Source organism: Bradyrhizobium sp. USDA 4502, from assembly GCF_054063355.1.
Map to the genome: position 1 here is coordinate 3425482 of NZ_JBSSGF010000001.1, position 14659 is coordinate 3440140.

At 65.0% G+C, this 14659-nt stretch carries 15 protein-coding genes; 3 read left to right on the forward strand and 12 right to left on the reverse strand.

The genetic code is table 11. The features are described from left to right. The 5 genes from gatA to ACVW1B_RS15790 form a co-directional block, all read right to left on the reverse strand. Positions 1–1476, reverse strand: a complete 1476-nt coding sequence (gene gatA, locus ACVW1B_RS15770; RefSeq protein ID WP_456821757.1) for an Asp-tRNA(Asn)/Glu-tRNA(Gln) amidotransferase subunit GatA — start codon at positions 1474–1476, stop codon at positions 1–3. Continuing rightward, positions 1473–1715, reverse strand: coding sequence for a hypothetical protein (locus ACVW1B_RS15775; protein WP_253608376.1), 243 nt, complete (start codon positions 1713–1715; stop codon positions 1473–1475). Before ACVW1B_RS15775 ends, gatA begins: the two co-directional genes overlap by 4 nt. A gap of 78 nt (positions 1716–1793) precedes the next feature. Then, on the reverse strand, positions 1794–2081 hold the full coding sequence (gene gatC, locus ACVW1B_RS15780) for an Asp-tRNA(Asn)/Glu-tRNA(Gln) amidotransferase subunit GatC (protein ID WP_225158886.1): 288 nt from the start codon (positions 2079–2081) through the stop codon (positions 1794–1796). Between the two features lie 361 nt (positions 2082–2442). Next, entirely contained in the window at positions 2443–3522 is a 1080-nt protein-coding gene (locus ACVW1B_RS15785) for an NAD(P)H-dependent flavin oxidoreductase (protein ID WP_253608375.1), read from the reverse strand. A gap of 109 nt (positions 3523–3631) precedes the next feature. After that, positions 3632–4648: an NAD(P)H-dependent flavin oxidoreductase gene (locus ACVW1B_RS15790; protein ID WP_253608374.1), complete on the reverse strand. Its 1017-nt coding sequence runs from the start codon at positions 4646–4648 to the stop codon at positions 3632–3634. 118 nt (positions 4649–4766) lie between these two features. Between ACVW1B_RS15790 and ACVW1B_RS15795 the strand changes: the two genes are divergently transcribed. The 3 genes from ACVW1B_RS15795 to ACVW1B_RS15805 all read left to right on the forward strand — a co-directional run bounded on the left by ACVW1B_RS15795 (position 4767) and on the right by ACVW1B_RS15805 (position 7145). Then, a complete protein-coding gene (locus ACVW1B_RS15795; RefSeq protein ID WP_253608373.1) occupies positions 4767–5657 on the forward strand; it encodes a LysR family transcriptional regulator in 891 nt (296 codons plus the stop codon). A gap of 76 nt (positions 5658–5733) precedes the next feature. Further along, positions 5734–6216, forward strand: a complete 483-nt coding sequence (ruvX, locus tag ACVW1B_RS15800; protein WP_253609996.1) for a Holliday junction resolvase RuvX — start codon at positions 5734–5736, stop codon at positions 6214–6216. Between the two features lie 2 nt (positions 6217–6218). Next, a complete protein-coding gene (locus tag ACVW1B_RS15805; RefSeq protein ID WP_225158880.1) occupies positions 6219–7145 on the forward strand; it encodes an AEC family transporter in 927 nt (308 codons plus the stop codon). 44 nt (positions 7146–7189) lie between these two features. Here ACVW1B_RS15805 and ACVW1B_RS15810 read toward each other — a convergent pair whose 3' ends face one another. The 7 genes from ACVW1B_RS15810 to ACVW1B_RS15840 form a co-directional block, all read right to left on the reverse strand. Further along, complete coding sequence (locus ACVW1B_RS15810; protein ID WP_253608372.1) at positions 7190–8308, reverse strand: GNAT family N-acetyltransferase; 1119 nt, start codon at positions 8306–8308, stop codon at positions 7190–7192. A 353-nt stretch (positions 8309–8661) separates the two neighbouring features. Continuing rightward, positions 8662–9873, reverse strand: coding sequence for an ABC transporter substrate-binding protein (locus ACVW1B_RS15815; RefSeq protein WP_253608371.1), 1212 nt, complete (start codon positions 9871–9873; stop codon positions 8662–8664). A 210-nt stretch (positions 9874–10083) separates the two neighbouring features. After that, positions 10084–10839, reverse strand: coding sequence for a CPBP family intramembrane glutamic endopeptidase (locus tag ACVW1B_RS15820; RefSeq protein ID WP_456821758.1), 756 nt, complete (start codon positions 10837–10839; stop codon positions 10084–10086). Positions 10840–10905: 66 nt separating this feature from the next. Continuing rightward, on the reverse strand, positions 10906–11676 hold the full coding sequence (locus tag ACVW1B_RS15825; RefSeq protein WP_141341898.1) for a CPBP family intramembrane glutamic endopeptidase: 771 nt from the start codon (positions 11674–11676) through the stop codon (positions 10906–10908). Positions 11677–11804: 128 nt separating this feature from the next. Next, positions 11805–13448: an acyl-CoA dehydrogenase family protein gene (locus ACVW1B_RS15830; protein ID WP_253608369.1), complete on the reverse strand. Its 1644-nt coding sequence runs from the start codon at positions 13446–13448 to the stop codon at positions 11805–11807. Positions 13449–13608: 160 nt separating this feature from the next. Next, complete coding sequence (locus ACVW1B_RS15835) at positions 13609–14061, reverse strand: hypothetical protein (protein ID WP_456821759.1); 453 nt, start codon at positions 14059–14061, stop codon at positions 13609–13611. Between the two features lie 32 nt (positions 14062–14093). After that, on the reverse strand, positions 14094–14507 hold the full coding sequence (locus ACVW1B_RS15840; protein ID WP_092078151.1) for a hypothetical protein: 414 nt from the start codon (positions 14505–14507) through the stop codon (positions 14094–14096). Positions 14508–14659 lie beyond the last annotated feature (152 nt).

The following is a 14659-nucleotide window of genomic DNA, read 5'->3' on the forward strand; positions in this document are numbered from 1 at the left end:
TCACCACCATCTGGGCGCCGTGAACCGGCCGGCCGCCTGCTCGATCACCTCGCCGAGCGAGAACAGCGTCTCCTCGTCGAACGGACGGCCGATCAGTTGCAGGCCGAGCGGAAGGCCTTGCGAGTCCTTGCCGGCGGGCACGGCGATGCCCGGCAGGCCCGCCATGTTCACGGTCACCGTGAAGATGTCGTTGAGATACATCTCGACCGGATCGGCGCCGCCCTTCTCGCCGATGCCGAACGCCGCCGACGGCGTCGCCGGCGTCAGGATCGCGTTGACACCCTTGGCGAAGCAGTCCTCGAAGTCCTTCTTGATCAGCGTCCGGACCTTTTGCGCGCGCAGATAATAGGCGTCGTAGTAGCCGGCCGACAGCACATAGGTGCCGATCAGCACGCGGCGGCGCACCTCGTCGCCAAAACCATCGGCGCGGGTGTTCTCGTACATCTCGATGATGTTCCTGCCCGGTTCGCGCAGCCCGTAGCGCACGCCGTCATAGCGCGCGAGGTTCGACGAGGCCTCGGCCGGCGCAACGATGTAATAGGCCGGCAGCGCGTATTTGGTGTGCGGCAGCGACACCTCGACGAGTTCGGCGCCGGCCGCCTTCAGCCACTGCGCGCCCTCGCTCCAGAGCTTTTCGATCTCGGCCGGCATGCCGTCGAGCCGATATTCCCTGGGGATGCCGATCTTCATGCCCTTCACGGACTTGCCGATCGCGGCCTCGTAGTCCGGCACGGCGATGTCGACCGACGTGGTGTCCTTGGGATCGTGCCCCGCCATCGAGCGCATCAGGATCGCGGCATCGCGCGTCGAGCGCGCGATCGGGCCGGCCTGGTCGAGCGAGGATGCAAACGCGACGATGCCCCAGCGCGAGCAGCGGCCATAGGTCGGCTTGATGCCGACGGTTGCGGTGAACGCGGCAGGCTGGCGGATCGAGCCGCCGGTGTCGGTTGCGGTCGCGCCCATGCAGAGAGCAGCCGCCACCGCCGAAGCCGAGCCGCCGGACGAGCCGCCCGGCACCAGCCTGGTGTTGGAGCCCTCGCGTCGCCACGGGTTGGTGACCGGGCCGAAGCACGAGGTCTCGTTCGACGAGCCCATCGCGAATTCGTCATTGTTGAGTTTGCCGAGCAGCACCGCGCCGTCGCGCCACAGCTGCGAGGTCACCGTCGACTCGTAGGGCGGAATGAAATTGCCGAGGATATTCGAGCACGCCGTGGTCCTGATGTCGCGGGTCGCGAACAGGTCCTTGATGCCGAGCGGGATGCCGGCGAGCGGTCCGCCCTCGCCTTTTGCAATTTTCGCGTCGGCGGCCTTCGCCATCTCGCGGGCGCGGTCGGGCGTTTCGAGCACATAGGCATTGAGCACACGCGCGGCTTCGATCGCGGCGAGATGCGCATCGGTCAGTTCGCGGGCGGTGAAAGACTTGCTCGCCAGGCCCTCGCGAGCCTCGGCGATCGTCAGCGATGTCAAATCAGTCATTTATTGATCGGGCTGCAGAAGAACGGAGACAGGGTCTTGTCGTTGGCGGGGTCGTCTTGGCGCGCCAGGTTATTTGCCTTGCCATTTTCCTTGGCGCGCTCGGCGTCGAGCGCCTCGAGATGGTCGAGCACGGCGTCCATCGCCGCGTTGGGATCGGCGACCTTCCCCTTGCGCTCCATGGCATCGAGGAAGTCCATATAGGCCTTGTAGGCCTTCTCATCGTCGCACAGCAGACACATTGGACTTTGTCGCTTTTGTTTGACGCGTTTTCTTCACGCGAACCGGTATCCACTTCGCTCGAAAACGCGATGCTTGGGTTACTCGACCACCTTCGGCACCAGGAAGAAGTCGTTCACGGTGTCGGGCGCGTTGCGGACGATGACGTCGGCGATCTCGCCGTCATTGACCACGTCGGCGCGCTTCTTCATCTCCATCGGCGTCACCGAGGTCATCGGCTCGACGCCGTCGACATTCACTTCCGACAGCTGCTCCACAAAGGCTAGCATCGCGTTCAGCTCGCCCTGGAGATGGGGAACTTCGGCGTCGCTGACCGCGATCCGCGCCAGATGCGCGATGCGGCGGACGGTCGTGGCGTCTACGGACATTATATAGGGCCTCGGGGCTGAAAGGTCAGCCTGCCGTATAGCAGAGGCCGGTTTTGCGCCGCAACCGCGCGGATTTGCCCACCCGACGGGGCTTTGGAGCCCATCCGGCGACCGACAAGACATCCTGCCACGGATTCCGGCTGCGAAACGCACGACGAAACCAGTTCGCGGCCGCCGCGAAGTCGTCCCGAAACATTCACGGCGCCTACTCGACCCAAACAGAAAAGTTCGGAGCGCGTCATGTCAATGCTCAACGGCAGCCCCCGCCCGGAGGGCTGGGACCCGGCCCTCTGGTCGATCGGCACGGCGCTGGGGGTCGCGATCCTCTACGTGGCCTGCCTGGTCTGAACGAGGCCGCGCGTCAGGCCTGAGACAGAGCCGCCATCCGCGCCAGTGCGGCGCCGGCCAGCGCGCGGGTCAACTCGGCCGCCGGCATTTCCTTGCCCATCCGCACCGCCTGCCCGGCCCACAGATTGGTGAAATCGACCTTCCCCTGTTTTTCGGCAGCCGCCTTCAGCGGTCCGAGGGCGGTTGCTGCGTGCGGGAACGCCGGCGCGTCCGGCGAGATCGGCCCGACCTCGCGCATCACACGGTTGGCAACGCCGCGCGCCGGGCGGCCGGTCATCACATTGGTGATGACGGTGGATTCGTCGCTCGCCTGCGCCAGCGCGACGCGGGCCTGCGCCGTCACCTTGGACTCCGGGCAGCGCAGATAGGCCGAACCGACCTGCACACCGGAGGCGCCGAGGGCGAATGCCGCGGCGATCCCGCGCCCGTCGGCGATGCCGCCGGCCGCGACGACCGGCACCTTCACCGCATCCACCAACTGCGGCAGCAGCGAGAACGTCCCGGGCTGCTCGGCGATGTTGTCGGTCAGGAACATGGCGCGATGGCCGCCGGCGTCGGCGCCTTGCGCGATGATGACGTCGGCGCCGTTCTCCTCGAGCCAGATCGCTTCCTTCACCGTCGTCGCCGACGACATCACGGTGGCGCCGGTGGCTTTCACCCGCTGCAACAGATTTGGCTCCGGCAGGCCGAAATGGAAGCTGACGACCTCCGGCTTCAGCTCCTCGATCACGGCGCAGAACGCCGCATCGAACGGCGCGCGGTTCGCCGCATTGATCGGCGCGTTCGGATCGAGACCATGCTCGCGATAGTAGGGCGCCAGCCGTCGCCGCCAGTTCGCCTCGCGCGCCGGATCGGCGTCGACCGCCTTGTGGCAGAAAAAGTTGAGGTTGACCGGCGCAGAGACGCGTTGACGGATGATGTTGACCTGCTCGCGCGCCTTCTCGGCCGACAGCATCGCACATGGCAGCGAGCCGAGCCCGCCCCCTTGCGCCACCGCAATCACCAGCTCCGCATCCATCACGCCGGCCATCGGCGCCAGCACGATCGGGAATTCGGTCTTGAAACGATCGATCAATCGACGGTCCGGCCACATGGCGTGTCTCTTTCCTGGCTTGCTCGGAATTACCCTCTCCCCTTGCGGGAGAGGGTGCGCTCGCAAGGCGAGCGCGGGTGAGGGGTTTCCCTCCGCGGGGACAGACCCCTCATCCGTCGCGGACTGCGTCCGCGCCACCTTCTCCCACAAGGGGAGAAGGAAAAAAGTTGCGCCGGCCCTGCAGCGACTGCTCGGCCTCGGCGACGATGCGGCCGACGATCTCGGCCGCCGGAACGATATCATGGATCAGGCCGACGGACTCGCCGGCAAACACCGCGGCGACATCGAAATTGGCCGCGGCCTTCGCGGCGGCGTACTCCACCGCGACCTCGTCAGCGCGCTGCATCAGCTCGATCTCGCGCCCGCTCCAGCGCCGCAGATGATCGTTGGCAAGCGAACGCGCGGTGAACGGCGCCGGCCACATCAGCTTGCGCGACCAGTCGAACACCACGCCGCGCACCGTCTCGCCGCTCTTTGCCGCACAGATCAGCTGCTTGGCCTGCTCGGCCGCGTCGGCCTCGACGCTGGCGTAGAAGCGCGTTCCCATCAGCACGCCGGATGCGCCGAGCATCATCATCGCAGCTAAGCCACGCCCGTCCGCGATGCCGCCGGCCGCGACCACAGGCACGCGCCCCGCCGCGAAATCGATGATCGCCGGCACGATGTCGAGCGTGGTGCGCGATGCGCCGTGACCGCCCGCCTCCGTGCCCTGCGCGATCAGGATGTCGGCGCCGCAATCGAGCGCCTGCCGCGCCATCTCCTCGTTCTGCACCTGGCAGATCAGCAGCGCGCCTGCGGCCTTGATCTTCGGCGCGAACGGCGCGGGATCGCCGAATGACAGCATCACCGCGCGCGGCCGCGCATCCAGCGCGATGTCGATCAGCTCGGGCTGCCTGGCGAGACTCCAGGTGATGAAGCCGATGCCGAACGGCTTTGCAAAACCCTTCAGCTTCGCGGTCTCGGTCTCGAGCCGCGTCTTGTCGCCGTAGCCGCCGCCCAGAATGCCGAAGCCGCCGGCGGCGCTGACCGCCTTGACCAGCCCGCTGCCGGCAATCGTGTCCATCGGCGCGAGCAGGATCGGATGCTCTATGTCCAGACGTGCCGTCAATTCGGTGCTGATCGGCATGCGCTTGCTCCCTGTTCTGGACTTGCTGTTCTGGACTTGCAGCCTAAGCGGGCCTAACATTCTCGGATAATGAATACTAGAGAACGCTACCATCTCTAAATCAGAACGGTGGTCCCAGATGGAATTGACCGACCTGCTCACCTTTTCCACGGTCGCGCGGCTCGGCGGCATCACCCGGGCCGCCGACGAGCTGAACACCGTGCAGTCGAACGTCACCCAGCGCATCAAGGCGCTGGAGGCCGAGATCGGCACCGCGCTGTTCGAGCGCCACAGCCGCGGCATGTCGCTGACCGGCGCCGGCCGCCGCCTGTTGCCCTATGCGCAGCGCATGGCGGCGCTGTCGCGCGAAGCCGTGCTCGCCGCGCGCGACGATGGCGAGCCGAAGGGTCCGCTGTCGATCGGTTCGATGGAAACCACCGCTGCGGTGCGGCTGCCGACGCTGCTCGCCGAGTTTCATCGCCGCTATCCGGCGGTGCGCCTGACCTTGCGCACCGCGCCGACCGCCGACCTCGTGGCCGCCGTGCTCGACGGCACGCTCGACGGCGCCTTTGTCGCCGGCCCGATCGAGCATGCCGAACTGTCAGCCACATCAGCATTCACCGAGGAACTGGTGCTGGTCACTGCGCAGCGCTGGAAATCGCTGGCCGCGTTGCGCGCCGGCACGCCGGAGTCGGGCCCGACCGCGCTGGTGTTCCGCACCGGCTGCACCTACCGGCAGCGTCTCGAACAGGTGTTCACCGAGTTCGGCTGGCCGTCGGCGGTCCGCTTCGAGTTCGGCACGCTCGACGGCATGGTCGGCTGCGTCGCCGCCGACATGGGCGTCACCCTGCTGCCGCGCGCCGTCGTCGATCGCGATCACGTCCAGCGCGACATCAACATCCACAAGCTCAGTCCGCAGCATGCGCATGTCGAGACGCTGTTCATCCAGCGCCGCACCGCGCATCAGTACAGCGCATTGCAGGGGCTGGCCGCGTGCCTCGGTGGCGACGAGCGGGTGATCGCCGCCTGACCGGCGTTTTCGCATGGACGCCACGGCAGTGCCGGGCTTTGCCTCGGCGCGCGGCTGCGTGCTAAGCGCTAGCGCCATGCTCGCCCCCATCCTTCCCCTGATCGAAGCTGCGCCGCACTGGCCCGAGCGCGGCGCGCTTGTCGGCCTCGACCTCGGCACCAAGACCATCGGGGTTGCCGCCTCCGATCCGGACCGACGGCTGGCGACTGGCGTCGAGACCATCCAGCGCAAGCAGTTCAAGGCCGATGCGGCGCGGCTGCTCGCGATCGCCGCCGAACGCAATGCCGTCGGCTTCGTGCTCGGCCTGCCGATCAACATGGACGGCAGCGAAGGCCCGCGCGCGCAGTCGACCCGGGCGTTTGCCCGCAACCTCGCCGGCCTCACCGCGCTTGCGATCGGGCTGTGGGACGAGCGGCTCTCGACTGCGGCGGTCGAGCGTGAGCTGATCGGGATGGACGTCAGCCGCGCTCGTCGCGCCGAGGTAATCGACGAGCACGCCGCGATCTTCATCCTGCAGGGTGCGCTGGACCGGCTCGCGAAGCTGCGCGGTGAGCGCTGACCATGGTCGTGGTGATCGCGGCGCTGCTGCCGGTGTTCCTCTTGATCGTGCTCGGCTTCGTCCTGAAGCGCACGCTGATGCCGCTCGATACGCAATGGCACGGGCTGGAGCGGCTGACCTATTACGTGCTGTTCCCGGTGCTCCTGGTGCAGACACTGGTGAAGGCCGACCTGACCACGGTGCCGGTCGCGGGCGTCGGCGGCGCGCTGCTGCTCGCGGCGCTGGTGATGTCGCTATTCTGCCTCGCGCTGCGCGGCCCGCTGGCGCGCGCCGGCGTCGACGGCCCCGCCTTCACCTCGATCTTCCAGGGCGCGACCCGTTGGCAGACCTATGTCGCGCTGTCGGTGTCGCGCAATCTCTATGGCAGCACAGGCCTTGCCCTGGCTTCGGTCGCGATGGTCGCGATCATCCCGCTGGTCAATGTGTTCAGCGTCGCCGTGTTGGCGAAATATGCCTCGTCCGAGAAGCGTTCGACCGGCGCCATCGTGATGACTGTCGTACAGAACCCGCTGATCTGGGCCTGCGTCATCGGGCTCGTCATCAATGTCGCGCACATCCCGCTGCCACAGATCTGGTATGACGTCGCCGACGCGCTCGGCGGCTCGTCGCTGGCGATCGGCCTGCTCGTCACCGGGGCCGGGCTGCATCTGGAAGGCATCTTTCGCCCCAGCCTCGCTGCCAGCGCGGCATTGGTGCTGAAACTCGTGCTGATGCCGGCGCTGACCGTCGCGCTCGCGGTGTGGTTCGGCGTCACCGGGTCCAACCTCGCCATCGTCGCGGCCTGCGCCGCGGTGCCGACCTCGCCGTCAGCCTATGTGCTGGCGCGCCAGATGGGCGGCGACGCGCCGCTACTCGCCCAGATCATCACGCTGCAGACAATTCTGGCCGCGATCACGATGCCGATCGTGATTGCCGCGGTGGGGCTTTAGAAGGCGTACCCGATCGGCCTTGAATATCGCCGCGCAATCGGTCGCTACCAGACTTCGCGATAGTTCGCGAATTTGCGCAAGGTCTTGTCATAGCGGGCCGGTACGATCCAGGGCAACAGGAGCCTGAAGATCGCGTTCGGAAGCGGAGAGCGAAGCCGCACATAGAGGTCGAGCGGATCGAGGTCATGCCGCATCCGGAATTTCGGTTCGTAGCTGAGACCCGTGCTTCGAAGCCACCTGTAACCGTTGGCGATCGCCCAATTCATCATGTCGCGAATGGTGTAGTAATAAAGATGAAGGTCGAGTGCGACAGCATAGTCGAGGCCGACATACTCCCAGAACAGACTGTCGCCTTCGACCATGCAAAGGCTGAAGGCGATCACCTTCCCGCCACGGCGCCAGATGAAGAAGCGGACCTTGTCCTTCATGTCGCTGCCGAGCCGGCGAAGATAGTCGGCTGTCAGTTTCTCGAAACGGAATTTCGAGCGGTCGAAGACCTGCAGGTAGAGCGGATAGATCTCGTCGACGGCATCCCTTGCGTCGTCGGTGACGGTAAGGGCTATGGTTTCACCATCGGTTGCCTTGAATTTCTTGCGGAGCTGCCAGCGTGCCGATCGCGGCAGCGCATTTTGCATGTAGGCATCGAAGTCGTCGTGCTCGATATTGAGCGCCGTCATCGGCATGCTCGGCGCACGGGCGAAGCCGCGCCGGACGAAGCAATCCAGCACCGGCCGGTAGCGCGCAGGAAATTCCTTCAGGACGATGAGTTGCGCCCCGCACGATCGGGCGAGCGTGACGATTTCGCCGCAAAGAATCTCGGCGATCTTGCCGGACGGCACCGTGCTTGATCCGGCAAGATGCCCTTCACCGGCGAAGCATCCGACCATCAGGGTTCGCATTTTGAGAAACCCGGGAACGAAGCCTCGGATGCGCGCCAGCAGCGGCTGCCATTCCGCTCCAAGTCCCTCGAGAACGTCCTGGTCGAGAAGAAAGAACGGCTGGACGGCGTGGAGACAGCCCGCCCGGTCGATGATCGCGAAGTACCGGTACTCGACACGCTCGCGGAGCGTATCCTCCAGGATCTCGTAGTAACGGTGATCCTTGCGCAGGTCGGCGAAACTGGCAGCCCAAGCGGGACAACCGGCGATTTCGTCGCGCGTCACGATCTTTACGCGAAAAGGCGCTGTAGCAGCCGCCGCGTCCGCTACGCTTGTAGTATCAGCCAGACTGACTGCGTCTGACGCCAACGCAATGCTCCGGGTGATGAAAAGTCTTTCAATACAGTATCAATGTACCTGATTTGGCCGCGGGCTCCTGTGCCATCCGCGCAACAAGTCATCACTTTCGAAGTCGCGTCTCTTTTGAAGCCCCGTCGGCGCCGAGCGGCGCGCGCCCTCCCGCAATAGACCAGCCCGCGAGTCCCAGCGACGTAGCGCCACAACTCGCCCTTGCGCTTCAGCAAGAGCGAGGGCCTGCAACGACTGGGTGCAGCTTGTACGGCTTCTCCTGATCGCCGCTATTTCCCGGCCGAACCGGCGAACGCCGTATCGAGCACATCCCCGATCGGCTGCCAGCTACGGCCATCGAACTGAAGCAACCGCAATTGCTCGACCGGTCGGAACTGAGCGGTGTTGATCTTGATGCCGGGGAGCAAGGCGGACGCCTGATAATCCCTGAGCGCCGCGGCCTGCTTCATGACGTTCTCGCGCGACAGGTCGTTGCCGCATTGCCTGAGCACCTCGACCATCGTTTCGGCGGCGGCATAGCCGTAGACTGCGGCCGCGTCATCCTTGCCGCCGGCTTTGGTATACTTGTCCAGGAAGCTGTACCAGGCGCCCTGCTCCGCCCTCCAGGCCGGATCGCTCGCATCCTTCAGGAACGCGGCGGTGATGACGCCGGTCGCATTCTCCGTGCCGGCCCGCTTGAGCACCGTCTCGATCGATGACGCCATCTGGTTCACGACGAACACCGGCCGCCAGCCGTGGTCGGCCGCCGCGCGGATCACCTTGGCGGCATTTTCCGGTACTCCGGCAAACACGAAGACCTCGGCGCCAGATTGCTTCAGGATCGAAACGTGGCCGTCCAGGTGCTGATCGTCGACATCATAGGCGATGTCGACCCTGATGTTGTGGGCGACGTCGCCCAGCCCTTGCACCAGTCCCTTGAACAATTCGCGCCCGAACTGGTCATTCTCCCAAAGCGCCACGATTTTCTTGCCGGGATAGAAAGCCTGGATGTAGTTCGCGTAGATGCGTCCCTCCTCGCGATACGAAGGCTGCCAGCCCATGGTCCACGGATAACGCGACGGCTCGCTGAGCTCGTGATCGCCGGAAGCAACGAAAAGCTGGGGGATCTTGCGTTCGTTGAGATACTTCCGCACCGCGAGATTCCCCGGCGTGCCGAACGAACCGAACATCAAGAGCACATTGTCGGTCTCGACCAGAATTCGCGTGAGATCCATGGCGTTGGAGGGATCTGACAGATCGTCATAGGACATGAAGCGGATCTTGCGGCCATTGATGCCGCCGCGTTCGTTGATCATCTCGAAATAGGCGGCTTCCGCCTTGCCGATCTGGCCGAAAATCTCCAGCGCGCCGCTATACGGCATGACATTGCCGATGCGGATTTCGGTGTCGGTAACGCCCTGGTCGCGCACCTGCTGCGTGATGGCGCCGAGAGACGCCAGCGCGACGACGCCGGCCAGGAGTGCTCGGATCAAGATAGCCATGAGAAGAGCTCGCACGACGGCAGCCGCCGCTGCCTGGTTTCAGTCCGGCCCGCGCTCATTCATTGATCTAGATCATAGCACTCGAGGGGGCCGCTGGCATCCTCCAACCTTCCGATGGCTGGCGACGCACCGGCGCTGGTTCCGGATGATGATCACGCCGCAGACGATCCCGGACATCACGATGCCAATCGTGATCGCAGCCGTTGGGCCCTAGACATACGGGCCTGTCACGAAAAAGATGAATGTGTTGAGGGCGGAATGGATCATGACCGTCAGCCAGGTTGAGTTGCTGCGCCAACGGCAATAGCCCAGCGCCAATCCCATCCCGAATATCTCCAACTTCCCATAAACGTCATAAAGTGTGTGGGTCATAGCCCAGACGGCGGCGGTCAGAACGATCGCTCCGATCGGACCCAGAAACGACTCCGACCAGCCGCGATACAAGAAGCCACGAATGAGGAACTCTTCCATGATGGGTCCTGCAATGCAGGTACCGATGAGCAGGATCATCAAGCCGTTCGCGCCCTTGACCACGAAGACCGGGTCATCCACCGCGGCCCCCTCGCCACCAACACTCGAATTGATGACCGATTCACCGAGCAGAATGCCGGCAAAGATTGCAAATGCGCGCATGGCTTCGGCCGGGCTCGGCCAGTTGAGCGCGAGATATTCCTCGAACCCGCGGCGAGCCTTCCGGATCGCGATCCAGAGCACGCCGATCGTCAAGGGGCTCGCGATGGTAAGGCCAGCGCCGTACCATCGCCCCTGGGCGGCGAAATCCCGCAATTGAGCCGGCGACATTCTGGCTACGCCGTCTTGCGCCGCGATGATGATCGTCATGGCCCAACCTCCAACCAGCGTAAAAACGCCGTAAGCGATCAGGATGACGAATGCCGTCTCCACGAAATCCCAGGTCCGCTGCGGCGGTGCCGGTACCGGCGCGTTGGCATTCTCGAAGTTCGACATATGGGATTCTTCTGCAACAACGTTGCAGCGAAGGTGGGCCTAGCTTCAACCTAGCATAGGGAACTCTCAGCCAGCCAGCCACCAGGTCTGGATCGTCGCCGCAAAATTGTTCAGCCCGTGCAGCAGGATGGTCAGCCAGGTCGAGCCGGTGCGGAAGCGCAAATAGCCGAACAGGAGGCCGATCGTCAGCACCTGGCAGAGGAAGAACCAGTCGTACTGCAGGTGCATCACCGTCCAGACGATCGACGACAGCAGGATCGCGCCATAGGGTCCGAGCGCGGATTCCGACCAGCCGCGGTAGAGCCAGCCGCGTGCGAACAGTTCCTCCCAGAGCGGCGCGGCCACGGCGAAGGCGATCACCAGGAGCCACAGTGCACTGTGCTCCTGCGCCGATTTCAGCACGTCGCCCATGAAGCCCGGCGACACCTCGCGGCCGGCGGCGCGGGACACCATGTCCCAGGCTCCGACCAGCACGACGAGCGCGACGATGCCGATGATCACGTTCTTCCACGACGTCCCGCGCAGCCCGAGGTAATCGGCGAACGGGATCCGGGTCCGGCGGATCGCGAACCACAGCACCAGCAGCACCATCGGCAGGCCGGCGAGGACCGAGAGCGAGATCGTCAGGCCGTCGGCGACCACATGAGTGATGCCGGCCGTCGACACCTCGCCGCCCTGCGCGACGATGCGCCAGACGATGACCGTGACCTGGCCGACGAACATCGCGGCGAAGATCAACAGGCCCCACAGCGCGGTGCCCCAGAATTTCCAGACCCGCGGGGGGAGCGGCGGCGGTTCGATCGCGGCAGTCGCGTCTTGCGGCGTGAGAGAATCCATCAGCGAACCTCGGCTCTATCAATTCGTCATGGCCGGGCTTGTCCCGGCCATCCACGTCTTTCCTTGCCCTGTCGAAGCAAAGACGTGGATGCCCGGCACAAGGCCGGGCATGACGGTGGTCAATGTGGTCATGGCAGCGCCCGCGCCAGCAGCGCGCGCTGATCGGCATCGGATAAGTCCACCGCGCCGTACATGCCGGCGTGGCGTTCGGCAAGCCGTGTCACCGCGAACAGTTCGGCGTTTTTCGGCGAGACCTGGTTGAGCGCCGCGGTTGCCGCCAGGAGCGCCAGCTGCTCGACCGCAAGCCGCGCGACGCGCTCGCTGTCCGGCCGCCGGAACGACTGCCCGATCGAGGCAACAGCCTCGGCGGCGCCGGGCAGGCCCCTGGTCTCCTCGGCGAGCGCGCGCAGCACCGCGAGCGCGGCATCGGCCTCGCGGCCGAGCGCGCGCAGCACGTCGAGGCACATCACGTTGCCGGACCCCTCCCAGATCGCGTTGACCGGCGACTCCCGGTAATGGCGCGCCAAAATGCCTTCCTCGACATAGCCATTGCCGCCGAGGCACTCCATCGCCTCATAGAGGAAGCCGGGCGCGCTCTTGCAGGTCCAGTATTTGATCGCCGGCGTCAGCAGCCGCATATAGGCGGCCTCACCCGCATCGCCCGGTGCGCGATCGAAGGCACGGCAGAGCCGCATCACCAGCGCGATGGACGCCTCGACATGCAGCGCCATGTCCGACAGCACCGCCTGCATCAGCGGCTGGTCGGCGAGGTGTTTCTGGAACACGCTGCGATGCCGCGCGTGATGGTGCGCATGCGCCAGCCCCGAGCGCATCAGCCCGGCGGATGCGATCGCGCAATCCTGCCGCGTCAGCTGCACCATCTGGATGATGGTGCGGATGCCCTTGCCTTCCTCGCCGATCAGCTCGGCATAGGCGCTGTGGAATTCGACCTCCGACGAGGCATTGGAGCGGTTGCCGAGCTTGTCCTTCAGGCGCTGGAAGTGGATCGCGTTGACCGTGCCGTCGGGCGCAAAGCGCGGCATGAAGAAGCAGCTCAGCCCATTCATGGTCTGCGCCAGCACCAGGAAGGCGTCGCACATCGGCGCCGACATGAACCATTTGTGCCCGGTGATGCGCCAGGCCCCGCCGTCGCGCTCGGCGCGCGTCATGTTGGCGCGCACATCCGTGCCGCCCTGCTTTTCCGTCATGCCCATGCCGAGGGTCATGCCGCGCTTGGTCCACCACGGCGCGAAGGTGGGATCGTAGGCGCGCGTTTCGATCACCGGCATCGTCTTCGCCAGAATGTCCGGCTGCGAGGCCAGCGCCGCGACCGAGGCGCGCGTCATCGTGATCGGGCAGAGATGGCCGGTCTCGACCTGCGCGGCGATGTAGAACCTTGCCGCGCGCACCACCTCGGCCGCCCCGCCGGCCGGCCTGCCGTCGGCGCTCCAGGTCGAATTGTGCACGCCGGCATGCGCGGAGTGCGCCATCAGCTCGTGATAGGCCGGGTGAAACTCGACCTCGTCGCGGCGATTGCCCCTGGCATCGAACAGCCGCAGTTTCGGCGTGTTCTCGTTGGCAACGCGGCCGCGCTCCGCCATGGCGGCGGATCCCCAATGCTTGCCGAAATCCGACAGCTCAGCCGTTGCCGCCGCCCCGCCATTGGCGGCAACCGCCGCGGCGAGCGGCGCATCCACCGTGAACAGGTCGATATTTTCGAACGGCGGCGACTGGTTGAAGACGTCGTGGGTGGCAAACGGAGCCTGCGTCATGGTCTCCTCGGCAACTGGTCTGCACGCATGCGGCCTGGACAACCGGCCTCTTCCGGCCGGGATCACGGGCCAGCCGCGGCGCAATGGAATCGGAGGATCATAAGCCTGCGAGCCGACGCGGGGCAGCGAAAAGTACACGTCCGCTGGATGCTTCCATGCTTTAGATGCTTGCGCGCTTGGGCGCATGGCGGCCGAGCCAGCGGTCGACCCAGTCATTGACGCGGGTCCGGTTCGCCTCCTTCCTGGAAGCCTGGACAGGAAAAATGTCGCCGCTGCTCAATTGCCGGTTATCGGGATAGGCCGCCAACTGCAGGTTGGACTCATGCGCGGCGCCGTCCACCGGCGAGATGTAGGCAAACCGGATCTCGATCTTGTGCTTGATGTCGGCGCCCTGCCACTTCGGATGATGGCGTGCCAGCAGCTCGGTAAGCTCGCACGGCAACAGATCGGAGGTCGAGCTTCGCGCCCCCTCGGTCTTCTCCATGTAGCATTGTTCCTTGACGCTGCTGACGCGCGCATCGATCGGCCGGAAGTTCAACCGCTTGTCGAGCTCGCTATAGACATAGAAGCTCGCGACGGCGACAGCGATCATAGCGTAGAGGCCAAGGCGCATGGTTGTGCTTCCGTCCTGTCGAACAGCGTCGGTCAAATCGAACGCGTCTTGTCCGCCTTGGTCTTGGAGGCGAGGACAGGAAACACGTCCCCGGCGCGCAGCGGCTTGCCGTTGGGGAAATAGGACATCTGCAGGCTCGACTGGTGGGTGGCCCCGTCGACCGGCGAGACATAGACGACCTTCACCTCGATCTTGTGCTTCACGTCATAGCCCTGCCACTTCGGATGCTCCTTGCGCAGCAGCTCGGCAATCTCGCAGCGAGTCAGATCGGAGGTCGACGTCGTCTTGGTGATGACCCCGCGCTCGACCTTTTCCAGATAGCATTGCTCGCTGACGCCGCTGATGCGGGCATCGACGCGCTGATAATTCGCGCTCTTGTCGTGTCGATCGTAGATCAAGACTCCGGCGACGCCGACGACGACAATTGCAATGGCTGCGAAACGCATGCTGCATGCTCCCGTGTTGCCCGCACTTCATACGGCCACAATTAAGGAGTGTTGAAAGTGCGCTCGGCTACTTTTGCGATGGCAAGCGTCGTCTTGCGAAAATGTTTCGGATTTGAGGAAAATCCTGCACTAGAGCTTCGCGCCAACCGGCG